Raw genomic sequence first — 23,318 nt, forward strand, 5'->3', positions numbered from 1 at the left:
CGGCCGTCTTTCGGCCGTCCTCCGGCTGGATCACTTGAAGAACCAGTACCCGACCAGGATCGCGCCCACCAGGCCGACGACGTCGGCCAGCAGCCCGCAGGTCAGCGCGTAGCGGGTCTTCTTGATGTTGACGCTGCCGAAGTAGACAGCGAGCACGTAGAAGGTGGTCTCGGTCGAGCCCTGGATGATCGCGGCGAGCTTGCCCTCGAAGCTGTCCACGCCGTAGGTCTTGAGCACGTCCACCATCAGCCCGCGCGCGCCGCTGCCCGACAGCGTCTTCATCAGCCCGACCGGCAGCGCCGGCACGAAGTCCGTCGGCAGGCCCAGCGAGGCCACGCCGGCGGCGATGCCCCGCACGACGAACTCCATGCAGCCGGTGGTGCGGAACACCGAGATCGCCACCAGGATCGCGATCAGGTAGGGAATGATCTGCACCGCGACGCCGAAGCCCTCCTTGGCGCCCTCGACGAAGGACTCGTAGACGTTGATGCGGCGCCAGGCGCCGACGGCGATGAACATCACGATGATGCTCAGGATCACGCCGCTGCCCAGCAGCCCGATGTACTGCGACATCACCTCCGGCGGATAGCTGTGCAGCCAGCCGAAGACCGCCGCCATGATCGCGACGAAGCCGCCGACGAACACCAGCACCGGCGCGCTGAACAGGTTGATGCGCTGCACCCACGCCACCGCGATCAGGCCCGACATGAACGAGATGAAGGTCGCCACCAGCGTGGGCAGGAAGATGTCGGCCGCGTTGAAGCCCACCAGGCCCTGGTCCACCGCCATCGCCTGGCGGATCGCGATCACCGAGGTCGGGATCAGCGTGATGCCCGCCGTGTTCAGCACCAGGAACATGATCATCGCGTTGGACGCGGTGTCCTTGCGCGGATTGAGATCCTGCAGTTCCTTCATCGCCTTCAGGCCCAGCGGCGTGGCGGCGTTGTCCAGGCCGAGCATGTTGGCCGAGAAGTTCATCACCATCGAGCCGCCGGCCGGGTGGCCGCGCGGCACCTCCGGGAAGATCTTCGCGAAGAACGGCCCCATCGCGCGGGCGAACAGCTGGATCACGCCGGCGTTCTCGCCGACCTTCATCAGGCCCAGCCACAGGCTCATCACGCCCACCAGGCCCAGCGAGATGTCGAAGCCGGTCTTGGCGGTGTCGAAGATGCCGGTCAGCACCTGCGTGAAGATGGTCAGGTCGCCCTGGACGAGCCGCGCCAGCGCGACCGCGAAGCCGATCAGGAAGAACCCGATCCAGATGAAGTTCAGCACCATGGGCGCGCATTATTCCGGCGCCGCGCGCGCCGGGCCGCGGCGACTCGGGATTGCGAGCATCACCTTCTGGCGGACGGCCATAACCGCCGCCGCCGCGCGCCGAACGCCACGCCCGCGACACGCTGGCGGCTGACGCATGCCGGTCGGCGCGCCCCGTGACGAGCCCGGGTCCGGGTCATTGAGGGCGCAGTCGACCGTCCGAAGAATGCGCCGGCCCTCCAGATGGCGGAGGGCTGGAGTGTTCCGATGACGATCGCGTACACGATGATCTCGCCGCGGGTGGCGCTGACGACGCTGCGCTGCGGCGCGACCGCGATGTACGCGGGCGACGGGCCGGCCCTGGTCTTCACCCAGCGCCGCACCGGGGCGACGCGCATCGGCACGGTGGCGATGGGGCGTGCCCGCCTGGCGATGCTGCCGCCGAGCGGCCTGGCGCTGGTTCATTTCAAGGGGACCGATCCCTTCGGCACGACCGGTGCGCCGCTGGCCAGCTACGCCGAGGAAGCGGCGCTGCTGCGCGATCCCGCCTCGTCCCCGGCGCCGCGCACCGAGGGCACGCGCCTGTACGTCCATGGCAAGCAGGTCGTCGACGCCTATCCGTTCGGCCCCACGCTCCATTCCGAGCGGGCGTATCACTTCGCTCGGCAGGTGCTGGCGCTGCGCGCGTTCACGGCCGACCGCCGCGGCACGCCGGGCGATTTCCATGCGCTGGAGAACCCCTCCACCGGCGAGCTGGCGTTCTACCGGCTGCGCCGCGTCGAGGCGGACGGGACCTATCCCGCGCCGCCGTCGCACGGCCAGGACGATCACTGGTGGGAGCACCTCGGCACCGCGCTGCCGTCGCGGCAGCAGGCGCTCGCCGGGGTGGCGGGCGCGGCCGCGTCGTCGGACGCGGCCTCCGCGCCGGGCGCGGTCACTCCTCCTCGAGGAAACGCTCCCTGACCTCGAGCACCTGCGGCAGCACGCCGATGAACTGCTCGACCAGCGCCGGATCGAAATGCCGGCCGGCCTGCGCGCGCAGATGGGCCACTGCCTGCTCGACCGGCCACGCCGGCTTGTAGGGCCGCACGCTGGTCAGCGCGTCGAAGACGTCGGCGATGGCGACGATGCGGGCCTCCTGCGGGATCGCCTCGCCGGCCAGCCCCTCGGGGTAGCCGCTGCCGTCCCACTTCTCGTGGTGCGCCAGCGCGATGCGCCGCGCCAGGCCCAGCAGCCCGGTCGTCTGGTCGCCCAGGATCTCGGCGCCGATGGCCGGGTGGCGCTTCATGACCTCCCACTCGGCCTCGGTCAGCGGACCGGGCTTCTGCAGGATCGCGTCGGGGATGCCCAGCTTGCCGACGTCGTGCATCGGCGCGGCATGCAGCAGGTCGTCGGCGGCGTGGTCGGTCCAGCCGGCCGCCCGCGCCAGCAGCTGCGCGTAGTGGCTCATGCGCACCACGTGCCAGCCGGTCTCGTTGTCCTTGTACTCGGCCGCGCGGCCCAGCCGCTGCACGATCTGCAGGCGCGTCTCGCGCAGCTCGTCGGCGCGCACCAGCGACAGGTGGGTGCGCACCCGCGCCCGCACCACCGGCGGGCTCAGCGGCTTGGCGATGTAGTCCACCGCGCCGGCGTCGAAGCCCTCGGTCTCGTCGCGCGTGTCGGCCAGCGCCGTCACGAAGATCACCGGCGTGCGCCGCGTCGCCGGCTGCGACTTCAGCACCCGGCACACGTCCAGCCCGCTCATGCCCGGCATCATGATGTCCAGCAGCACCAGCTGCGGCGCCTCCGCCCGGGCCAGCTCCAGCGCCTTGTGCCCGTCGCGCGCGAACAGCAGCCGGTAGTCGTCCTGCAGCACGTGCCGCAGCACCTGCAGGTTGGCCGGCTCGTCGTCGACGAGCAGCAGCTTGGGGCGGTGGTCCAGGGGCGCCGCGTCGCGCGGCGCGTGAAGGGAGGCAGTCGTCATGGGAACGGTCATGGCGTCGCCGTCGCGGCGGGCGCGGCGAGGCTGAGCTGCGTGCGCAGCGACTGCAGCAGCTGCAGCGCGGCGTCGAAATCGAAATCGTCCAGCGCGCGCGCCAGCGGCCCGACGCGCTCGGCGCCGAAGGCCTCGCGCAGCGCGGCCAGCGACTCGTCGTCGAGCTCGCTGCGCTTGAGCGCCGCGGCCAGCCGGTCGATCAGCTGCTTCTTCGTGCGCAGCGTCTCGGCGGCCACGGCCAGTTCGGCCGAGGAGGTGGCGGCCAGCGGCGCCGGCGCGCTGGCGGCGAAACCGGCCGGCCCGCCGTCGAGCTCGCCGATCGCGTCCAGCGTGTCCTGCAGCGCCAGCGCCAGCGCGTCGACCAGCGCCATCAAGTCTTCCTGCCGGCCCAGGCGGAGCGCCGATTCCACCGGCTGCGCCGCCGCGAGCAGCCGCGGCATCGCCAGGCTGCCGGCCACGCCGCGCCAGCGGTGCACCAGGCCGCGCATCTCGATCCACTGGCGGCCGTGCGTCAGCTGGTGCAGCCGCGCGACGCCGTCGCGCTGCTCCTCGGCGAAGCGGCGCAGGCCGCGCTGCCAGGCGGTGACGCTGCCCCACAGCCGCAGGCCCTGCTGCCAGTCGAGCGCGCCGGCGGCGATGCCGATGGCGCGCGTCTCGACCGCGTGGCGCGTCGCCGGCACCGGTCCCGCCGCCGCGGCCGAGCGGCCCGGCGTCAGGCCCAGCACCCGGGCGATCTCGGCGAACAGCCGGGCCGGTTCCACCGGCTTGACCGCGAAGCCGTCCATGCCGGCGGCCAGCGCCGCCTGGCGGTCTTCCTCCAGCACGCTGGCCGTCAGCGCGACCACCGGCGTGTGCCCGCGGCCCTGCGCCTGCTCGAAGTTGCGGATCCGGCGCGTCGCGCCCAGGCCGTCGAGCCCCGGCATGTGGACGTCCATCAGCACCGCGTCGAAGCGCTCGTCGGAGAAGGCCTTCAGCGCCTGCAGCCCGTCGGCGGCGAGCGTGACCTGGTGGCCCTCGCGCGACAGCACCAGCTGCAGCAGCTCGCCGTTCTGCGCGACATCGTCCGCCACCAGCAGCCGCAGCGGCGGCAGCGCCACGGCGGCGTCGGGCGCGTCGGATTCGGCGCGCGCCGCGTCGCCCGCCGGCAGCGGCAGCCGGACGTGGAAGGTGCTGCCCTGGCCGAGTTCGCTCTCGACGGTGATGCGGCCGCCCATGCGCTCGACCAGCTGGCGCGAGATCGTCGTGCCCAGGCCGGTGCCGCCGAAGCGGCGCGTGGTCGAGGCGTCCGCCTGCGCGAACGCGTCGAAGATGCGGTCCAGCCGGTCGGGCGCGATGCCGATGCCGGTGTCGACGACCGCCAGGTGCACCTGGCCGCCGTCCTGGCGCATGCGCAGCGTGACCTGGCCGTGCTCGGTGAACTTGATCGCGTTGCCGACCAGGTTCAGCAGCACCTGCTGCACGCGCAGCGGGTCGCCCAGGAAGAAACGCGGCGCGGCGTCCGGATAGTCCAGGTGCAGCGCCAGGTTCTTGCGCTGCGCCAGCAGCCGGAGCGAATTCAGCGCTTGCTCGCAGACCACGCGCAGCGAGAAGTCGACCACCTCCAGCTCCATCGCGCCCTTGTCCAGCTTGGCGGTGTCCAGGATGTCGTTGAGCAGCGCCAGCAGCGAACGCGCCGAGCCCCGCACCGTCGTCAGGTGGCGGCGCTGCGCGTCGGTCAGCGTGGTGTCCAGCAGCAGCTCGGTGAAGCCCAGGATCGCGTTCATCGGCGTGCGGATCTCGTGGCTCATGTTGGCCAGGAAGGCGCTCTTGGCCGCGGCGGCCGCCTCGGCGCGCTCCTTGGCCTCCTCGAGCTGGCGCTGCAGCCGCTTCGGTTCGGTGATGTCCAGGATCACGCCGTCGATCCACTGCGGCGCGCCGTGGCCGTCGCGCACCGCGCGGCCGCGCTCGGAGACCCAGCGCTCCCCGGCGTCGCGGGTGTGGACGCGGTACTCGATCGCATAGGGCGCGTCGGCGGCGATGGCGATCTCCACCGCCGCGTTCACCCGCGCCTGGTCGTGGCGATGGATCAGCGCCGCGAAATGCTGGCGCCCGGCCAGGAAGTCGTCGGCGGTCCAGCCGGTGAGGGCCTCGACCGCATCGTTGATCAGCAGCATCGACCAGTTCTCGTCGAGCCGGCAGCGGAAGGTCACGCCGGGGCTGTTGGCGATGACGGTGCGGTACTTGGTCTCGCTGTCGCGCAGCGCCTGCTCCATCAGCAGCATGCGCTGGCGCTCGGCCAGCAGCTCGGTGTTGAGCCGGCGCAGCGCCAGCAACCCGTTGGCGCCGGCGGTGATCGCGCTGATGGCCAGCGCCATCACCGTCACGGCCAGGGCCAGCCAGCCGGCGTTGGCGATGCTGCCGTTGCAGGGGCCGTCGGCGGTGCCGACGAACCGCGCCGCGCCCATCGCCGTGTAATGCATGCCGGCGATGGCGCAGCCCATCACCACGCCGCCCAGCGCGATCGCCCAGGGCTTGCTGAGCACGCCGGCCAGGCCGAAGCGGATCCACAGCGCCAGCATCGCCAGCAGCACCGCCACCACGATGGAGGCGGCGAACCAGGCCGGGTCGTAGCGCAGCGCGACGGACATCTCCATCGCCGCCATGCCGGTGTAGTGCATCGCGCCGATGCCGGCGCCGACCAGCACGCCGCCGACCGCGAGCCGCCAGACATCCAGCCGGTGGCGGGCCAGCAGCGCCAGCGCCACCCAGGACGCGATCAGCGCCGGGACCATCGAGGCGGCGGTGAGGCCGGCGTCGAAGCCGACCTGCGCGCACAGCTGGAAGGCCAGCATGCCGATGAAGTGCATCGCCCAGATGCCGCCGCCCAGCGCCAGCGCGCCGGTGGCCAGGATCATCTGGCGGCGCCAGCCGACGGCCGGCTTGGCCATGCCCGCGACCTGCAGCGCCAGCGCCGAGGTCAGCGAGGCCACGACCAGCGACAGCAGCACCATCGGCCAGTCGTGGCGGCCGCTGAGCAGCAGCGTGGGATCGCCGTCCCGGAAGAGGAAGAACTGCGGCAGGACCGCGGAGAGTTCGGACACGGAAGGGTCGGGTCGTGCGCCCGCGCGGGCGTCCGGACCCGGGCAAGGGAGGAGGGCGCCATGGTGCCGCGAAGCGGCGTTCGACCACCGGCACAAATGCGCGGTAACCGTCTCCCAAATGCAAGCGCCCCGCAGGTGCGGGGCGCTATGCGGCTATCGCTACGCCGCATCGGGCGGCGAGCGGGGATCAGAACGCCGGAACTACCGCGCCTTTGTATTGGGTCTGGATGAAGCGCTTGACGGCCTCGCTCTGCAGCGCGGCGGCCAGCTTCTTCACGGCCGGGGCGTTCTGGTTGTCGTCGCGGGTGACCAGCCAGTTGGCGTACGGCGATTCGCCGCCCTCGATCGCCAGCGCGTCCTTGGACGGATTCAGCTTCGCTTCCAGCGCGTAGTTCGTGTTGATCAGCGCCAGGTCGACCTGCGGCAGGATGCGCGGCAGCGTGGCGGCCTCGATCTCGCGGAACTTCAGCTTCTTCGGGTTCTCGGCGATGTCCTTGGGCGTGGACAGGATGTTGGCCTTGTCCTTGAGCTTGATCACGCCGGCCTTGTCCAGCAGCAGCAGCGCGCGGCCGCCGTTGGTCGGGTCGTTGGGGATCGCGACGGTGCCGCCCTCGGGCAGCGCGGCCAGCGTCTTGTGCTTGGTCGAGTAGGCGCCGAACGGCTCCACGTGCACCGCGGCCACGGCCACCAGGTGGGTGCCCTTGCCCTTGTTGAACTCGTTCAGGTAGGGCTTGTGCTGGAAGAAGTTGGCATCCAGGCGCTTCTCGGCGACCTGCACGTTGGGCTGCACGTAGTCGGTGAAGACCTTGACCTCGAGCTCGACGCCCTGCTTGGCCAGCTCGGGCTTGACCAGGTTCAGGATCTCGGCGTGCGGGACGGCGGTGGCGGCGACGCTCAGCTTCTCGGCCGAGGCGGTGCCGGCGGCGGCCAGCGACAGGGCCGCGATGGCGGCGGCGATCAGTTGTTTCATGGGTCCAACTCCTCTGATGGATCGTGTGTTCGAGTGAATGACGCGAGGCCCGGCGGGCCTCACCGATGCGAGACGCGCGCGACCAGCCAGTCCCCCAGCATCTGCAGCAGCTGGACGAGCACCAGCAGCAGCACGACGGTGACGACCATGACCTCGGTCTGGAAACGCTGGTAGCCGAAGCGGATGGCCAAATCGCCCAGGCCGCCGCCGCCGATGACGCCGGACATCGCCGTGTAGCCGACCAACGTGATCGCGGTGACGGTCAGCGCGGAGACGATGCCGGGCAGCGCCTCGGGCAGCAGGCCCTGCCAGACGATCTGGCGGGTGCTGGCGCCCATGGCCTGGCCGGCTTCGACGATGCCGCGGTCGACGCCGCGCAGGGCGGTCTCGACCAGGCGCGCCAGGAACGGCGTCGCGCCGACGACCAGCGGCGGGATCGCGCCGGCCACGCCCAGCGAGGTGCCGGTGACCAGCAAGGTGAACGGGATCAGCACGATCAGCAAAATCACGAACGGCAGCGAGCGCAGCACGTTCACGACGAAGGACAGCAGCCCGTACAGCCGGGGCGAGGACAGCAGCCGGTCGCGGTCGACGAGGTACAGCGCGATGCCCAGCGGCAGGCCCAGCAGCGCGGTGAACAGCAGCGAGCCGCCCAGCATCAGCAGCGTGTCGCCGCCGGCCAGGGTGATCTCGGACCAGTCGATCGCCTGGAGCGTCTGCAGCAGGGTGGGGGTGGCGGCGAGGCTCATGCGCGCAGCTCCTCGACCTGCACGCCGCGGTCGGCCAGCAGCTTGCGCGCGGCGGCGCGGTCGCCGGCGCTGATCGCGATCGTCAGCTGCCCGTAGGGCTGGCGCTTGATGCGGTCGATGCGGCCGGCCAGGATGCCGAAATCCAGGTTCGCGTGACGGGCGACCTCGCCCAGCAGGGGCTCGTAGGTGCGTTCGCCGTAGAAGGTCAGGCGCCAGAGGCTGCCCCGCACGTGCGCGTAGTCGTCGCGCTGCTCGCCTTCGTCGACATGCTCGGCGGCCAGCACGAAACGCCGGGCCGTGTCCGAGCGCGGATGCAGGAAGACCTGCGCCACCGGGCCGGTCTCGACGATGCGGCCGCCCTCGAGCACCGCGACGCGGTCGCAGACGCGGCGCACCACGTCCATCTCATGGGTGATGAGGACGATGCTCAGCTTCAGCTCGTCGTTGAGCTCCGCCAGCAGGTCCAGGATCGAACGGGTGGTCTCGGGGTCGAGGGCGCTGGTGGCTTCGTCGCACAGCAGCACTTGCGGATCCAGCGCCAGCGCGCGGGCGATGCCGACACGCTGCTTCTGGCCGCCGGACAACTGCGCCGGGTACTTGTCCGCCTGGTCGGCCAGGCCGACGCGGGCCAACAGGCTCGCCACCCGCGGGGCGATGCGCGCGGCGTCCCAGCCGGCGATGCGCAACGGCCAGGCGACGTTCTGCGCGACGGTGCGGGAGCTCAGCAAATTGAAGTGCTGGAAGATCATCGCGATCTTCTGGCGGGCGGCGCGGAGGCCGGGGGCGTCGAGCGCCTGCAGGTCCTGGCCGTTCACGACGACGCGGCCACTGTCAGGACGCTCCAGCAGGTTGATCACCCGCAGCAGCGTGCTCTTGCCGGCGCCCGAGGCGCCGATGATGCCGAACACCTCGCCGGGCTCGATCCGCAAGTCCACGCCGGTCAGCGCCGGAATGCGGCGGCCATCGACCAGATAAGACTTGTGCAGGTTTTGGAGTTCGATCACGGAAGAAAGATGGACGCTCGGCGCAACTGGCTCCAGTTGCGGTCATGCGCCTCTTTGGGGCGAAAACCCGTGATCGTTAGGGATTACCCGGCGATTGGCAAGCAATCAATGCTCATATGCATATTCCGGGGTCGGGAATATGCTGAATTCGAATATGGGGAAGGGTTGGTTCGCGAGGGGTTTGCTGGTCCTGCCGCGGCACGGGCGTTGGCCGCCGAGTCATGGGGCCCGGGCGGCAAGCGCCCAAACCCCACGCCTCACCGTCCCTGCATCACGACCGTACTTGCACGGTTTTGCGACCGAGGACTTCCGCGGTTTTGGGACCGTGGCCCTTCGCGGTCTTGTGACCGGGACTAGCCGGGGAGGGACAGGGAGGCGAGTTCGCGGACCAGATCCGCGATGTTGTTGCGCAGCGCGGCTTCGGTGGCGATGCGCAGCTGTTCCGTCGGGTTCAGGCTGTCGTCGATGCCGGCCTTCTGCGTCGTGCGCAGCGTGCGCTGGTAAAGCACCTTGCCACCCCCAGCCGCCCGCTCGCTGAGCGTGTAGCGGACCGACAGCGCCACCTCCGGCGCCACCGGCACGTTGGGCTGCGCCAGCGCCAGCAGTTCGACCTTCAGTTGGAACCGCCCGGTGTCCGGCACGTCCGGCATCAGCCCCAGGCGTCGCAGCGACTCCTGGTAGGTCTGGTTCAAGGTCATGTCGTTGATCCGCGTGCCCCACCAGCGCGAGGTCTCCTGGCCGCCGACGATCGGCAGCAGGTCGATGTTGCGGCGCAGCTGCGGGCTGACCCAGGAGCGCAGTTGCAGCGACTCCATGTCGGTCAGCGAGGCCTCCAGCGGCCGGGCCGGCGCGCCGCAGCCCGCGATCAGCGCGCAGGCGCAGGCCGCGGCGGCCAGCGGCGCGAGCGCGGAACGGAGGGAACGGGCAGGGCGGCGGGCGGTCATGCCGGGCATCTTGCCTGCGCGCGCCGCGGGGCGATCGTCCGAAGTGGACCGGATTCGCGGGTCAGAGCCGCCGGTGCTGCAGCGCCGGCAGTTGCTCCCGCACCTGCGCGAGCCGCGCCGGATCGAGCTGCGCCACCGCCAGCCCTTCGCCCTCGGGCACGCAGGCCAGCACCTCACCCCAGGGGTCGACGACCATGCTGTGGCCCCAGGTCCGGCGGCCGTTCTCATGCGTGCCGCCCTGGGCGGCGGCGATCACGTAGGCCTGGTTCTCGACCGCGCGGGCGCGCAGCAGCAGCTCCCAATGGGCCTGCCCGGTGGTGAAGGTGAAGGCCGCCGGCACGCTGATCAGGTCCAGCGGCCGCGCGCCGCTGAAGCTCATCGCCCGGTACAGCTCGGGGAAGCGCAGGTCGTAGCAGATGGACAGGCCGATGCGCAGCGCGGCACCGCCGGCGAGGGGCGCCTCCACCGTCACCGGCGCCTCGCCGGCCTCCAGCACGCGGGCCTCGTCGTAGCGCTCGCGGCCGTTGTCGTAGCAGAAGAGGTGCAGCTTGTCGTAGCGCCCCGCCAGCGAGCCGTCCGGCGCGAACACGCAGGTGGTGTTGCGCACCCGCTCGGCCGGCACCGGCTGGCCGTCGATCGCCATCGGCAGCGTGCCGCCGAGGATCCACACGCCGTGCTCGCGCGCCGCGCGGCTGAGCGCGCCCTGGATCGGCGCGTCCAGGTCGCCGGGCTGCTCGGCGAAGGGCAGCTTGTCGGTGTCCTTGTGCCCCATCAGGCAGAAGTACTCGGGCAGCGAGACCAGCGACGCGCCCTGGCGCGCCGCCTCGGCGATCCAGTGGCGGGCGCGCGCGAGGTTGTCCTCGAGCCGGGTGGTCGAGACCATCTGGACCGCCGCGACCGTGACCGGCGCGGCATGCGGGGTGGACGTGCTCATTGGACGGCTTCTCCTTGCGCGGTCGTGTTGTAGCTGCCTTGCGGCTGCGCACGACGCGGCAGTTGCTCGATGCGGGGATCGGACCAGGTGCCGGTGACGCGGAATTCCTCGGTGTTGGCCGCGGCCAGCGGCTTGCGCAGCAGCCACTGCGCCAGGAACGCGCCCAGCCCGATCGCCGGGTTGACCGCCGCGTAGGCCAGCGCCGCCCCGCCGGCATTGATCTCGGGCAGCACCAGCACGTGCAGGTCCTGCGTCTCGGCCGCGAGGTCGGCGCTGCCTTCCATCAGCACCGCCGCCTGCAGGCCCTTCATGCGCAGGTTGTCGCTGCGGGCCACGCCCTTGGCGATGCGGATGTCGCCGGTGACGTTGTCGAAGGCGAACCCTTCGGAGAACACGTCGCGGAAGTCCAGCATCAGCCGGCGCGGGATCGACTGCAGGCTCAGCACGCCCAGCAGCCGCCCGACGCCGGGCTCGGCCTTGAGGAACTGGCCCGATTCCATCGAGACGTTGAGCTGGCCGCCCATGCTCGCGTAGTCCGGCGACAGCGGCGAGCCGCGCCAGGCCACCTGGCCGGTCAGCTCGCCCTTGCCGCCGCGCAGGACCTGGCCCTGGCCGAGGCGCTCCAGCAGCTTGCCGGCGTCGGCGACGTCGAGCTTCCAGTCGAGCTCGGTCCGCCGCGTCGCCTGGCCGGCCTCGGGCGCCCACTTGCCGGAGGCGCTCAGCGTCGCGTCCGGGCTCTTGAGCACCAGCCGGTCGAGCTTCCAGTCGCGCGCCTCGCTCTGCTGCTGCGCGTCGATCTCGAGCCGGCCCAGCCGCTTGCCGCGCAGCTCGAAGTCCTCGACGACGATGTCCAGCGTCGGCACCGAGCGCGGCTGCTTGTCGAGCAGCTGCTCGACGCCGTCGACGTCGCTGCGCGGCACCGACAGCCGCGACAGCCGCGCGTAGACCCGGCCCGGCTGGTTGCCCTTGGCCGCGCGGACCTCGATCAGGCCGCTGAGCTGCTGCGCGTCCATCGACACGCGCCAGCCCGCGCCCGCGTCGTGCGAGATGCCGGCGGTGACGGCATTGAGCGTGCGGCCCGCCACCTGCAGCGTCTGCGCCTTGAGCGTCAGCTGAGACGGCGCGTAGCCGCCCTCCGGCGCGCTGTCCAGCACCGCGCCTTCCTTCGCGCCGGTCAGCGCCGGCAGCGCGGTCTGCCAGGCGTCGGCATTGACCTGGTCGAAGGTCGCGCGGGCCACCACGCCCTGCGCCGGCAGCTCGGGCAGCTTCTCGCGCACCGCGATCGCGCCGCGCAGCACCTTGGCCTCGTGCCCGGTCGTGTCGCGCTGGTAGACCGCCTGCAGCGGGCCGGCGTCGACCCGGAACTCGTCGCGCGTCGCGCCGGCCGGCGCGCTGACCGCGCGCGTGGCCACGCGCAGCGGCCAGGTCTCTTCCGGCGCTTTGTGCATCGGCGCCGGCAGCGCCACCGCGATGCCCTGCATCGGGCTGGTCACCGTGATCTCGGTCTGGCCGCCCTTGAGCACGCCCAGCTCGAACCTGACCGCCGTCTGCCCCGTCATCGCCGAGGCGATCTGCTGCAGCCCCAGCTCGGGCGTGGCGCGCAGCGCCTCGGCGGTGACCGTGCCCTGCGCGGCGAAGCGCATCGTGCCGTCGGGCTGGCTGCCGCCGTCGAAGGTGGCGTCGCCGCCCAGCACCCGCGCCTGCCCGCCGCGGACCTGCAGGCCCTTCTGGTCGAACTCGATCCGCGCCTTGGCCTGGCCCAGCAGCGGCGTGTCGGGCCGCATGCGGACGTCGTTGCCGGCCAGCGTGACCTGGCCCTTCACCGTCGTGTCGTCGATGTGCATCAACGGCAGCCGCAGGTTGAGCTTGAGCGCCATCGCGCCGGTGGCGGTGGTCGTGTCCAGCGCATGGCTGGTCAGCGCCGCGACCGGCGAGCTCTTCACGTAGCGCAGCGCGTCGGCGAAGGCGCCGCGCGCCTGGCCATCGATCTCCAGCACCGGCGCGTGGTGGTACAGGTCCGCGATCGTGCCCTGGACGTTGACCAGGTCCACGCCCATCAGCTTGGCCTTGCCGTTGCGGATGGCCATCGCGGCGCGGTCGAAGACCAGCTCGGCGTCGAGCTGCTCCATCTGCGGCCAGGGCGACTGGAAGGCCGGCTGCTCGCCCTCGGCCGGATGGCTCGGGACATAGGCCAGCGTCAGGTCGCGGACCTGGCCCGAGACGCGGAACTGGCCCTTGCTGCGCGGCGCGTCGAAGGGGAAGTCGACCAGGTCGCCTTGCATCCGCACCTGGATCTTGTGGACCGTGCCGTCGCGGATCGCGTCGCGGACGTAGCGCCGCGCGTCATGGCCCATCGACGCCGGCAGGTAACGCAGCACGCGCGGCGCGCGGATCTCGTCGATGCGCCCGGTCAGGTCGAGCCGGCCCGAGTCATGCGGCCGCTTGCCTTCGCCGCTCTGCCAGCTGCCGTCGATCTCGGCATGCAGGTCGTCGTTGAGCAGCTGGACATCGCTGAACTCGACGGTCCAGCGGGTGCGCGGCTCGCCCGGCGCGGACGCGGCCGATGCGACGGAGGCCGCCGCCAGCGGCCGGACCGGCGCCGTCGCCGGTATCGCCGTGGCCGGCGCGCGCTTGCCGCCGGCCGCCAGCGGGCGCTGGGCGCGCCAGTGCAGCGTCGCCTGCGCTTGCTTCAGCGGCACGGTCGCTTCCTCGAACACGCCGGGCAGCGTCACCTCGCCGTCGCGGATCGCCAGCGTGGCGGTGCCGCCCTGCTCGGTGGCGTCGAATTGCAAATCGGCGCCGCGGACGCCGGGCCGGCCGGTCGGCGGCGACGAGCCCGGGTCGGCCGGCGGCTCCGGCGCCGCGGCGGTCAGCTGCAGGCCCTGCAGCTGGCCCTTGGCGCGGTAGGCGCGCGGCGCGTCCAGCGTGCCGTCCCAGTGCACCTGGACCGCGTTGAGCAGGCCGCCCGGTTTCATGTCGGCGATCAGCTGGCGCTGCGTCTCGGCCAGCGGCAGCCGCGACAGGATCTGCGCGCCGAGCGCCAGGTCCAGCTGTTGCGCGTGGAAGTCGCCGCCGGTCAGCGCGCCGGTCTTCGCGTCGCGCTTGACTTCGAGCGCCCAGTCCGATTTCGGCCAGTCCAGCCCGTCGCCGGCCTGGAAACCGAGCTGTTTCGCCTCCAGCGACAGCGATTGCGGCGTCTGCTTGAGCACCAGCCGGCCGCCGATCTTGGCCAGTTCCAGCTCCGGCAGCCCCGGCGCGACGCGCAGCCGCACCGCGCGCAGGCCCATGTCCAGCGTCAGGCTGCGGGGCTCGCCGCGCTCCAGCTCCAGCCAGGCTCGCAGCGCGCCGTCGCCTTCGCTGAGTTCGACCGGCAGGTCGACGTAGCGGCGCAGCTCGCGCACGTCGGTGCGCGGCAGGTGGCCGAACAGCTGGCCGCTCCAGCGCTGCAGCGCGCCGGGCCGGTCCAGCAGCGACTGGGTGAACTCGCCGCGCAGCGTGAAGCGGTCGCCCCAGCCGGCCGGCGGCGTCGCGTCCAGCCGCAGCCGGTGGCGGCGCAGGCCGTTGCGCAGCACCAGGTTCAGGTCGAACAGCTCCAGCGGCGGCGCCGCGCGCAGTTCGTCCACCCAGCGGATGCGGCCATGCAGGATCACGAACTCGTGCTGCTCGAAGAACCAGTCGGTGGCGGCCTCGGACGCCTGCGCGTCGGACGGACCGTCCACGCTCAGCCCGGCGATGAAGACGCGGCCCTGGGCGTCGCGGCGCAGCAGCAGCTCGGGGCTGTCCAGCAGCAATTGGGAGAAACGCAGCTCGAGCGCCAGCAGCGAACGCGGCGACAGCGAGGCGCTGACGCGGGGCAGGTGCAGGGATTCGCGGCCGGCGGCGTCGACCACGCGCACGTCGCGCAGGTCCAGCGTGGGGATCCAGCCGGAGGACTTGGCGCTGATCGCGCCGATCTTCACGGGTACCCCCAATGCCTGGGTGGCTTGCTTTTCGAGCTGGGGCCGCCAGTCGTCGATGTGGGGCAGAATCGCCCAGTGCAACGCGAGCCAGGCCGCGATCAGCAGGGAGAAAAGCCCCAGCGAGGTCAGCCCGAGCCAGAGGGCACAACGTGCCCACCAGCGTCGCGTCGCGACCGCGGAACCGGAGTCAGTGCTGGTGACGGCGGACGAAGACATGTAGGAGGGGACGGCGGTCGCCGATTTTGGCACAGCCGTTCCGGCCACGAGCCAGCGAGAGCTTTCTTTACCGATGGATTCAGTTGCCACGGCAAACCCCGATCCGGCCGGCGTTTCTCCGGCCGCGACCGCGGACCATAGCCGTTTCGTTCAGCGCATCCGCCGCCGTTACGCGGCCGATCTCCCCATGCTGCCGCCCGGCCTGCCGGACGACGCCGTCATGCGCGCCGTCGTCGAGCAGCTCCGGCAAGGCGGCCGCCCGCTGCCCGCGGCGCTGCGGGTGATGCGCCAGCTGGTGATGGAACGGCTGGCGGTGCTCGACATCGAGCAGGGCGCCCCGATGACCGACATCACCCAGGCGATGACGCACCTGGCCGAGGTCGCGCTGGACATCGGCGTGGCGCACTGCCGCGCCGAGCTCGACGCCCAGTACGGCGCGCCGCGCGACGCCGTCGGCCAGGACATCGACTTCTGGGTCGTCGGCATGGGCAAGCTCGGCGGACGCGAGCTCAACGTCTCCTCCGACATCGACCTGATCTATGTCTACGAGGAAGACGGCCAGACCGAAGGCCCCGACGCCGGCCCGGGCCGGCAGCGGATCTCCGCCCATGAATACTTCGCGCAGCTCTCGCGTCGCCTGTCGACGCTGATCGGCGACGTCACCGAGGACGGCCAGGTCTTCCGCGTCGACCTGGCGCTGCGCCCCAACGGCAACTCCGGCCCGCCGGCGGTGTCGATGGCGATGCTGGAGGAGTACTTCCTGGTCCAGGGCCGCGAGTGGGAACGCTTCGCCTGGCTCAAGAGCCGCGTCGTCGCGCCGCGCGAGAGCGTCAAGTCCGGCCGCGCGATGCAGTTGCGCAGCCTGGTGACGCCCTTCGTCTACCGGCGCTACCTGGATTACGGCGTCTTCGAGGGGCTGCGGCAGCTGCACCGCAAGATCCGCGACGAGGCCCAGCGCCGCGCCGCCGGCCGCCCCGAGCGCGCCAACGACGTCAAGCTGTCGCGCGGCGGCATCCGCGAGATCGAGTTCATCGTCCAGCTGCTGCAGGTGGTGCGCGGCGGGCAATTCCCCGAGATCCGCACCCGCTCGACGCTCAAGGCGCTGACGCGGCTGGCCGCGCGTGGCCTGATGAAACCCGAGACCGCCGCCGCGCTGGCCAAGGGCTACGACTTCCTGCGCCGCGTCGAGCACCGCATCCAGTACCTGGACGACCAGCAGACCCACTGCCTGCCGTCCGCGGACGAGGACATCGGCTGGATCGCGCGCAGCCTGTGCCTGACCTGCAACAGCCACGCCTGCCCACTGCTGGACAAGCTGATGGAGGTGCGCGAGCTGGTCGCCACCGAGTTCGACGCGCTGCTGCACGACGGCGTCGCGCCGGGCGGCAAGGGCGGCTGCAAGAACGGCGTGTGCGGCGGGCCGCCGCTGCCGATCGACAGCGAGGAGTTCCTCGACAAGCTGCCGCCCGAGCTGGCCGCCAACGTGCGCCGCTGGGCGCAGCAGGCGCGGGTGCAGAACCTGCGCGAGGAATCGCGGCTGCGGCTGGCCAAGCTGGTCGGCCGCGCGGCGCTGGCGGTGCGCCAGGGCGAATGCACGCTCGACGCGGCGCAGCGCTTCGTCGACTGGATCGAGCCGCTGCTGCGGCGCGAGAGCTACCTGGCGCTGCTGGTCGAACGGCCGGCGGTGCAGGGCCGGCTGCTGCGGCTGCTGGGCCTGGCGCGCTGGCCGATGCGCTACCTGATGCAGCATCCCGGCGTGATCGACGAACTGGCCGACGCGCGGCTGCTGCATGAGCGCTTCGACGGCGCGGCCTTCATCCAGGACCTGCAGGCGCGCCACGACGCCTGGGCCGAGCACGGCGAGGCCAGCGAGGACGCGCTGCTGGACAGCGTGCGCCGCGCCCACCATGCCGAGGTGTTCCGAACGCTGGTGCGCGACGTCGAGGGCCAGATCAGCGTCGAGCAGGTCGCCGACGAACTCTCGCTGCTGGCCGACGCGACGCTGCAATGCGTGCTGGACTGGGCCTGGGACCGGCTCAAGCAGAAGCACCGCCCGGCGCCGCGCCTGGCGGTGATCGCCTACGGCAAGCTCGGCGGCAAGGAACTGGGCTACGGCAGCGACCTGGACCTGGTGTTCCTCTTCGATGACGACGACGACAACGCCGCCGAGATCTACGGCGGCTTCATCCGCAAGCTGATCACCTGGCTGACGCTGCGCACCGCGGCCGGCGAGCTCTTCGACATCGACACCGCGCTGCGGCCCAACGGCAACTCGGGCCTGCTGGTCACGTCGATCGCGTCCTTCGAGCGCTACCAGGGCGGCCGCGGCAGCAACACCGCGTGGACCTGGGAACACCAGGCGATCACGCGGGCGCGCTTCTGCGCCGGCGACGCGTCGCTGGCCGAGCGCTTCGAGGCCACGCGCCGCGCGGTGCTGACCGCGCCGCGCGATCCGGCGGCGCTGCGCGACGAGGTCGTCGCGATGCGCGAGAAGCTGCGCGCCGCGCGCGCGGTGCGGGCCGGTTTCTTCGACGTCAAGCACAGCCCCGGCGGCATGGTCGACGCGGAGTTCGCGCTCCAGTACCTGATCCTGGCGCACTCGGCGCAGCATCCGGAGCTGCTGGCCAACGCCGGCAACATCGCGCTGCTGCAGCGCGCCGAGGCCGCCGGCCTGCTGCCGGCCGACGTCGGCCGCGCGGCCGCCGACGCCTACCGCGAGCTGCGCCGCGTGCAGCACCGGGCCCGGCTCGACGAGCAGGCCACCGCGCTCGACGGCGAGGCCGCCGAGGCGCTCGCGCCGCAACGCGACGCGGTGCTGGCGCTCTGGCGGGCCGTTTTCGGCTGACGCCCCGGGACGCAGCGGAGCCGCGGATGCCGGGACGCGCGTGGCTCCTCGTCGCCATGGCGCTGGCGGTGGGCGCGATGGTCGTCTGGATCCAGCCGGCCTCCGTGCAGGCCGCCCTCGAATGGCGGCCCGACCGGGCCCTCCAGGAACCGTGGCGCGCCGTCAGCGCGGCCTGGCTGCACTGGAGCGCCCAGCACCTGATCGCCAACCTCGCCGGCTGCGCGGTGGTGGGGCTGCTCGGCGTCGCCGCGCGGCTGACCCCGCGCGATGCGCTGGCCTGGCTGCTGGCCTGGCCGCTGACCCAGTTCGGATTGCTGTTCGAGCCCAGCCTGGCGCGCTTCGGCGGCGCCTCGGGCGTGCTGCACGCGGGCGTGGCGGTCGCGGCGATCGGCATGCTGCGGATGCGGGCCTCGCATGGGCGCGAACGCGCGGTCGGGCTGCTGATCCTGATCGGCCTGGTGGTCAAGGTCGCGGCGGAGCGGCCGCTGTCCGGTCCGCCGCTGCGCGCCTGGGACGGCTGGAGCATCGCCATCGCGCCGCTGGCGCATCTGACCGGCCTGGCTGCCGGCGTGGCGACGGCGCTGGCCTGTGCGTTGGCCGCGCGGCTGCGGACGCGCCGCCGGGCATGATCCGCCGCCATGCAACGCAAGCAGCAACTCGACGGCACGGCGGTGGTCATCCTGATCGGATGCTGCCTGCTGTGGGGCCTGAACCAGGTCGCGGCCAAGGCCGCGCTGACCGAGATCGGCCCGCTGTGGCAGGCCGCGCTGCGCTCCGGCCTGGCCGGCGCACTGGTCTGGGGTTTCGCCGCGGCGCGCGGCATCGCGCTGTTCCGGCCTGACGGCAGCCTGCCCGGCGGGCTGCTCGCGGGATTGCTGTTCGCGGCCGAGTTCGCCTGCATCTTCATCGGGCTGCAGTACACGACGGCGTCGCGGATGGTGGTGTTCCTCTACCTGTCGCCGTTCGTCGTCGCGCTGGGCATGCCGCTGATCTCGCCGGCCGAGCGGCTGACGACGCGCCAGACGCTGGGCCTGCTGGTCGCGTTCGGCGCGGTGGCCTTCGCCTTCGGCGAGGGGCTGCACGGCACCGGGCAGCCGATGCAGTGGCTGGGCGACGCGCTGGGCGTGGCCGCGGCGCTGCTGTGGGGCGGCACCACGCTGGCGATCCGCGCGACGCGGCTGTCCTCGGCCAGCGCCGAGAAGACGCTGCTGTACCAGCTGGCCGTGTCGGCGCTGGCGCTGGCCGCCGGCGCGCTGGCCACCGGCGAGGCGGTGCCCTTGGACTGGTCCTGGCGGCTCGCCGGCTTGTTCGGCTTCCAGGCGGTGATCGTGTCCTTCGCCAGCTACCTGCTGTGGTTCTGGCTGATCCGCCATTACCCGGCGACCAAGCTGTCCAGCTTCACGCTGAGCACGCCGCTGTTCGGGCTGCTGGCCGGGGCGCTGCTGCTCGGCGAACCGATCACGCCGCGCCTGATGCTGGCGCTGGCCGGGCTGGCCGCCGGCATCGTGATGGTGAACCGGTAAGCGCCGCGTGACGGGCCCGTGACCATGCGCCCGCCCGTCTCCATCGAATCTCCACAATTTCGCAGCGCGCCCTCCATCGTCGCCGGCCAGACTGCGCCCCGCCGGCGCCGGGAACCTGGCCCCTCCTGCAATGAGCCCCCGCTGTGCCCGGCCCCCATTCCTTCCGCTCTCCGTCCCGCCGTCGCCGGCGGATCCAGCGCGACGCGACCGCCCCCGGTCGTCGCGTCCGCCTCCTGGGTTTGCCGCCTGCTCATGTCTTCCCCGTTCCGTCCCCTGGCCGCCGGCTCGATCTCCGTCCTGACGGCCGCCCTGCTGACGGCCTGCGCCACCCAGCCGCCTCCGCCGCTGCCTGACGCCACGCCCGCCGCCTGGACCAACGCCGAGCCGCCGGCCGGCCCCGCCACCGCGGCGGCGCCGGCGGTCTCGCTGCGCGGCTGGTGGAAGGCCTTCAACGACCCGGTGCTGGACGCGCTGGTCGACCAGGCGCTGGCGCAGAACCTGGACCTGGCGCAGGCGGTGGCGCGGCTGCGCAAGGTGCAGGCGCTGTCGGTGGTGGACGAGCGGCGCTTCCGCCCGGTCATCAGCGCCAACGCCCGGACGCTGCAGGACACCTCCGCCACCGACACCTACTTCCATGCCAGCGTGGACATGGTCTGGGAACTGGGCCTGTTCGGCGAGGCCGAGAGCGTCGCCCAGGCCTCGCGGGCCGGCTGGCTCGCCACGCAGGCGCGCGACCAGGCGCTGCGCGTCTCGGTGGTCGCCGAGGTGGTGCAGCGCTACCTCGAGCTGCAGTCGCAGGCCGAGGCGCTGCGGCGCCAGGACGAGGCGCTGGCGCTGGAGCAGGACGCGCTGGGCCTGGACCGCGCGCGCCAGGAGGCGCGGCTGTCCACCGCCGACGAGACCGACCAACTGCGCATCCGGATCGCCCAGATCCAGGCGGCGCAGGCCGCGCTGCGCGACGCGCAGGAGGCCTCCGCCCGCGCGCTGGCGACGCTGCTGGGCCACTCGGCGCCGGATCCCGCCTGGAAGCGGCTGGCCGGCGTCAGCCGCCCGGCGTCGACGCGCGTGGCCGAGCTGCCGTCGGACCTGCTGCGCACGCGTCCCGACATCCAGGCCGCCGAGGCCACCGTGCTGCAGGCGGCCGCGGACGTGGGCATCGCCCGCTCGGCGCTGTACCCGCGGCTGTACCTGGGCGGCTCCTTCCTCTATGCCTACAACCTGACGGCCAATCGCCGGACCAACTCCGGCAGCGAGCCGGCGCTGGGCCCGGTGATCGACATCCCGCTGTGGGACTGGGGCGTGCGGCGCCTGCGCGTGCAGGCCGGCGAACACGAGCTGGACGCCGCGCTGATCGGTTACCGCAAGGCGGTGCTGGACGGCGTCAACGAGGTCGAGACCGCGCTGTCCAGCCTCGCGCGCGCCGGCGACCGGGTCGAGGCGCTGGGATCCGCGTGCGAGGCCGTCGAGCGCCGGCTCGGCTCGCAGGCCACGCTGCAGGGCCTGGGGCTGTCCAGCCGCTACGACCGCCTCGAACTGCGGCGCCTGGACTTCCAGGCGCAGGCCGACCTGGCCAGCGCGCGGCATGCCCGCTCGACGGCGTTCATCGCGCTGTACAAGGCGCTGGGTGGCGCGCCGCTGCCGCCGGTCGACGAGGAAGCCCAAGCCGCCGCCGCGCCGCGCGCCGACGCCGCCCCACAGGCGGCCGCGCCGATCGCGACCGCCACGCCCGCCGCCTCCGCGCCGGCCCCCGCCGCCGCGACGCCGCGAGCCGCGACGCCCGGAGCCCGCCCATGATCGCGCTGGCCCGCAAGACGCTGGTCTACGAATGGCGCCGCTTCGTGCCGGTGGTCGTGTCGATCGGCTTCTCCGGCGTGCTGCTGCTGGTGCAGGCGGCGCTGGTGCTGGGCATCTTCGGCAGCGCCTCGCTGTACGTGACCGCGTCCTCGGGCGACCTGTGGGTCGGCTACCCGGGCACGCAGAGCGTGAACTTCGGTCGCGCCATCAGCCCCGACCTGCCGATGCGCCTGCGCATGGACCCGGCCGTCACGGCGGTCGAGCCCTACCTGTGGGTCGACGCCGACTGGGCCGCCGAGCGTTCGGCCGGCAACGTGTCGATCTACCTCTCCGGCATCTCCACGCGCGCCGACGCGATGATGTTTGCCCGCCTGCTGCCGGCGCCGCTGCGCGAGCGGCTGCGCGAACCCGGCGCCGTCATCGTCGATCCGTCCGACCTGGACACGCTGGCCGTCGAGCCCGGCGGCCGCGCCTGGATCAACGCGCATCCGGTGCGCGTCGTGGGCACGCTGCCGGGGCTGCGCGGCCTGGGCGGCGTCAACGTGCTCGCGTCGCTGGACACGGCCGCGACGATCGGCGGACGCGGCGCGGAGGACGGCGCGACCTATTACCTGGCCCGGACCGCGAGCCCGGCCGCCGCGCTGGAGGCCCACGAGCGGCTGAGCCGTCCGGACAGCCGCTTCGGTCCCCACGAGGTCTGGACCGCGCAGGCCTTCGCCGAGCGCACCCAGCGCTACTGGCTGGTGGACACCGGCGCCGGCGTCGCGGTGCTGTTCATGTCGATCATCGTGTGCGCCGTCGGCGCGCTGATCACCGGGCAGTCGCTGAGCGCGGCGATCGCCAGCTCCTCGCGCGAGTACGCGACGCTCAACGCGATGGGCGTGAGCCGCGGCACGATGGTGCGGGTGGTGCTGGAGCAGGCCGCCTGGCTGGGCGGCGTGGGCGTGGTGTTCGCGGCGCTGGTCGGCGCGGCGCTGCTGGTGGTGGCGAGCGCGCACCAGGTGCCGGTGGCGATGACGCCGCTGGTGGCCGCGGGCTGCGTGGGCATCGTCGTGGTGCTGGTGCTGTTGTCCAGCGTGTCGGCCGTGCGGCGCCAGCTCGACATCGAGCCCGCGACGCTGCTGCGATGAGCGGGCCCACGACGATGACGACGCCGATGACCAACCCGATGAGCCCCTCGATGACGACGCACGCGACGCCCCGGGACGAGCCGCGCCTGCCGGCTTCCGGCTGGACCTCGCCCGACGCCGCGCTGCACGGCACCGAGCCGACCATCGAGGCGCGCTCGCTGAGCAAGTCCTTCTCCACCGGCGCGCAGCGCGTGGACGTGCTGCGCGGTGTGTCCGTGTCGGTGATGCCCGGCGAGCTGACGCTGGTGGCCGGGCCCTCGGGCTGCGGCAAGAGCACGCTGCTGGCGCTGCTGTCCGGGCTGCAGGCGCCGGACGCCGGCACGGTGGTGGCCTGCGGCGAGGACCTGTCCACGCTGAGCCGCCGCGAGCGCGAGCGCTTCCGGCTCAAGACCAGCGCCTTCGTGTTCCAGAACTTCAACCTCTTCCCGGCGCTGACCTCGCTGGAGCAGGTCCAGCTGGCGCTGAGCTGCATGGGCATCGACCGCGACGAGAGCGCGCGCCGCGCCCGCGAGGCGCTCGAGGAGGTCGGCATGGGGCACCGCTTGCGGATGCGGCCAGCCGAGCTTTCCGGCGGCGAGAAGCAGCGCGTGGCGATCGCCCGGGCGCTGGCCAAGCAGCCGCGGCTGCTTTTCGCCGACGAACCCACCAGCGCGCTGGACGCCGCGAGCGGCCAGGTCGTCATCGACCTGCTGCACCGCATCGCCCGCGCCCACGGCTCCACGGTGCTGTGCGTCAGCCACGATCCCCGCCTGCTGCGGCATGCCGACCGGGTGATCGAGATGGAAGACGGTACGCTGCTCGCCGACCGGCGCCTCCCTTCGACCCCCGCGACCGTCGCCCCGCCGGCGACGCCCGCGACCTTCACTCCGTAGCGATCCCATGTCGTTCCTCGCGCGTGCCTCGAGCCGCTCCCCGATTTCCCGCCCGACCCCGCGGCC

The 23,318-nt window shown here is 72.5% G+C and carries 16 protein-coding genes; 7 read left to right on the top strand and 9 right to left on the bottom strand.

All coding sequences use genetic code 11. The features are described 5' to 3' along the window. Positions 1-30 precede the first annotated feature (30 nt). The gene (locus N5D62_RS03555; protein WP_279756167.1) at positions 31-1,278 is read right to left on the bottom strand and encodes a spore maturation protein; all 1,248 of its coding nucleotides are present in this window, start codon (positions 1,276-1,278) and stop codon (positions 31-33) included. Positions 1,279-1,524: 246 nt separating this feature from the next. Here N5D62_RS03555 and N5D62_RS03560 point away from each other — a divergent pair, with 246 nt between their 5' ends. Beyond that, on the top strand, positions 1,525-2,220 hold the full coding sequence (locus N5D62_RS03560) for a hypothetical protein (protein ID WP_279756169.1): 696 nt from the start codon (positions 1,525-1,527) through the stop codon (positions 2,218-2,220). Here the strand turns inward: N5D62_RS03560 and N5D62_RS03565 are convergent. From N5D62_RS03565 to N5D62_RS03600, 8 genes are all read right to left on the bottom strand, one after another. Continuing rightward, a complete protein-coding gene (locus tag N5D62_RS03565; RefSeq protein ID WP_279756170.1) occupies positions 2,192-3,220 on the bottom strand; it encodes a two-component system response regulator in 1,029 nt (342 codons plus the stop codon). The genes N5D62_RS03560 and N5D62_RS03565 overlap by 29 nt on opposite strands. Before the next feature lie 8 nt (positions 3,221-3,228). Further along, entirely contained in the window at positions 3,229-6,312 is a 3,084-nt protein-coding gene (locus N5D62_RS03570; RefSeq protein ID WP_279756171.1) for an MHYT domain-containing protein, read from the bottom strand. Positions 6,313-6,499: 187 nt separating this feature from the next. After that, positions 6,500-7,282: a MetQ/NlpA family ABC transporter substrate-binding protein gene (locus tag N5D62_RS03575; protein ID WP_279756172.1), complete on the bottom strand. Its 783-nt coding sequence runs from the start codon at positions 7,280-7,282 to the stop codon at positions 6,500-6,502. Between the two features lie 59 nt (positions 7,283-7,341). Continuing rightward, positions 7,342-8,031, bottom strand: coding sequence for an ABC transporter permease (locus N5D62_RS03580; protein ID WP_279756174.1), 690 nt, complete (start codon positions 8,029-8,031; stop codon positions 7,342-7,344). Then, a complete protein-coding gene (locus N5D62_RS03585; protein WP_279756175.1) occupies positions 8,028-9,035 on the bottom strand; it encodes a methionine ABC transporter ATP-binding protein in 1,008 nt (335 codons plus the stop codon). Before N5D62_RS03585 ends, N5D62_RS03580 begins: the two co-directional genes overlap by 4 nt. A gap of 353 nt (positions 9,036-9,388) precedes the next feature. After that, positions 9,389-9,979: a hypothetical protein gene (locus N5D62_RS03590; protein WP_279756176.1), complete on the bottom strand. Its 591-nt coding sequence runs from the start codon at positions 9,977-9,979 to the stop codon at positions 9,389-9,391. A 61-nt stretch (positions 9,980-10,040) separates the two neighbouring features. Further along, positions 10,041-10,913, bottom strand: coding sequence for a carbon-nitrogen hydrolase family protein (locus N5D62_RS03595; RefSeq protein ID WP_279756177.1), 873 nt, complete (start codon positions 10,911-10,913; stop codon positions 10,041-10,043). Continuing rightward, positions 10,910-15,088 carry a YhdP family protein gene (locus N5D62_RS03600; RefSeq protein WP_279756178.1) on the bottom strand — a complete coding sequence of 1,393 codons (4,179 nt, stop codon included), beginning with the start codon at positions 15,086-15,088 and terminating at the stop codon, positions 10,910-10,912. Before N5D62_RS03600 ends, N5D62_RS03595 begins: the two co-directional genes overlap by 4 nt. Positions 15,089-15,161: 73 nt before the next feature. On the opposite strand from N5D62_RS03600, the gene glnE reads away from it, so the two are divergent. From glnE to N5D62_RS03630, 6 genes are all read left to right on the top strand, one after another. After that, on the top strand, positions 15,162-17,933 hold the full coding sequence (gene glnE / locus N5D62_RS03605) for a bifunctional [glutamate--ammonia ligase]-adenylyl-L-tyrosine phosphorylase/[glutamate--ammonia-ligase] adenylyltransferase (RefSeq protein ID WP_279756179.1): 2,772 nt from the start codon (positions 15,162-15,164) through the stop codon (positions 17,931-17,933). Between the two features lie 26 nt (positions 17,934-17,959). Next, complete coding sequence (gene rrtA, locus N5D62_RS03610; RefSeq protein WP_279756180.1) at positions 17,960-18,562, top strand: rhombosortase; 603 nt, start codon at positions 17,960-17,962, stop codon at positions 18,560-18,562. Positions 18,563-18,571: 9 nt separating this feature from the next. Further along, entirely contained in the window at positions 18,572-19,456 is an 885-nt protein-coding gene (locus N5D62_RS03615; RefSeq protein WP_279756182.1) for a DMT family transporter, read from the top strand. 252 nt (positions 19,457-19,708) lie between these two features. Beyond that, positions 19,709-21,250, top strand: a complete 1,542-nt coding sequence (locus N5D62_RS03620) for an efflux transporter outer membrane subunit (protein WP_279756184.1) — start codon at positions 19,709-19,711, stop codon at positions 21,248-21,250. Continuing rightward, positions 21,247-22,380: an FtsX-like permease family protein gene (locus tag N5D62_RS03625; RefSeq protein WP_279756186.1), complete on the top strand. Its 1,134-nt coding sequence runs from the start codon at positions 21,247-21,249 to the stop codon at positions 22,378-22,380. Before N5D62_RS03620 ends, N5D62_RS03625 begins: the two co-directional genes overlap by 4 nt. Next, positions 22,377-23,252 carry an ABC transporter ATP-binding protein gene (locus tag N5D62_RS03630; protein ID WP_279756188.1) on the top strand — a complete coding sequence of 292 codons (876 nt, stop codon included), beginning with the start codon at positions 22,377-22,379 and terminating at the stop codon, positions 23,250-23,252. The genes N5D62_RS03625 and N5D62_RS03630 overlap by 4 nt, the downstream gene beginning before the upstream one ends. Positions 23,253-23,318 lie beyond the last annotated feature (66 nt).

The sequence above is a fragment of the Mitsuaria sp. GD03876 genome (assembly GCF_029840635.1).
In the GTDB taxonomy this organism is placed as follows: Bacteria; Pseudomonadota; Gammaproteobacteria; order Burkholderiales; family Burkholderiaceae_C; genus Roseateles.

Bases quoted from the DNA above. Each gene is read 5' to 3' on its own strand.
- N5D62_RS03565 (WP_279756170.1), bottom strand. From the start codon at position 3,220: ATGACGACTGCCTCCCTTCACGCGCCGCGCGACGCGGCGCCCCTGGAC.
- N5D62_RS03595 (WP_279756177.1), bottom strand. From the start codon at position 10,913: ATGAGCACGTCCACCCCGCATGCCGCGCCGGTCACGGTCGCGGCGGTC.
- N5D62_RS03625 (WP_279756186.1), top strand. From the start codon at position 21,247: ATGATCGCGCTGGCCCGCAAGACGCTGGTCTACGAATGGCGCCGCTTC.
- N5D62_RS03620 (WP_279756184.1), top strand. From the start codon at position 19,709: ATGTCTTCCCCGTTCCGTCCCCTGGCCGCCGGCTCGATCTCCGTCCTG.
- N5D62_RS03600 (WP_279756178.1), bottom strand. From the start codon at position 15,088: ATGTCTTCGTCCGCCGTCACCAGCACTGACTCCGGTTCCGCGGTCGCG.
- N5D62_RS03615 (WP_279756182.1), top strand. From the start codon at position 18,572: ATGCAACGCAAGCAGCAACTCGACGGCACGGCGGTGGTCATCCTGATC.
- N5D62_RS03590 (WP_279756176.1), bottom strand. From the start codon at position 9,979: ATGACCGCCCGCCGCCCTGCCCGTTCCCTCCGTTCCGCGCTCGCGCCG.
- N5D62_RS03575 (WP_279756172.1), bottom strand. From the start codon at position 7,282: ATGAAACAACTGATCGCCGCCGCCATCGCGGCCCTGTCGCTGGCCGCC.
- N5D62_RS03560 (WP_279756169.1), top strand. From the start codon at position 1,525: ATGACGATCGCGTACACGATGATCTCGCCGCGGGTGGCGCTGACGACG.
- rrtA (WP_279756180.1), top strand. From the start codon at position 17,960: ATGCCGGGACGCGCGTGGCTCCTCGTCGCCATGGCGCTGGCGGTGGGC.
- N5D62_RS03555 (WP_279756167.1), bottom strand. From the start codon at position 1,278: ATGGTGCTGAACTTCATCTGGATCGGGTTCTTCCTGATCGGCTTCGCG.
- N5D62_RS03630 (WP_279756188.1), top strand. From the start codon at position 22,377: ATGAGCGGGCCCACGACGATGACGACGCCGATGACCAACCCGATGAGC.
- N5D62_RS03580 (WP_279756174.1), bottom strand. From the start codon at position 8,031: ATGAGCCTCGCCGCCACCCCCACCCTGCTGCAGACGCTCCAGGCGATC.
- glnE (WP_279756179.1), top strand. From the start codon at position 15,162: ATGGATTCAGTTGCCACGGCAAACCCCGATCCGGCCGGCGTTTCTCCG.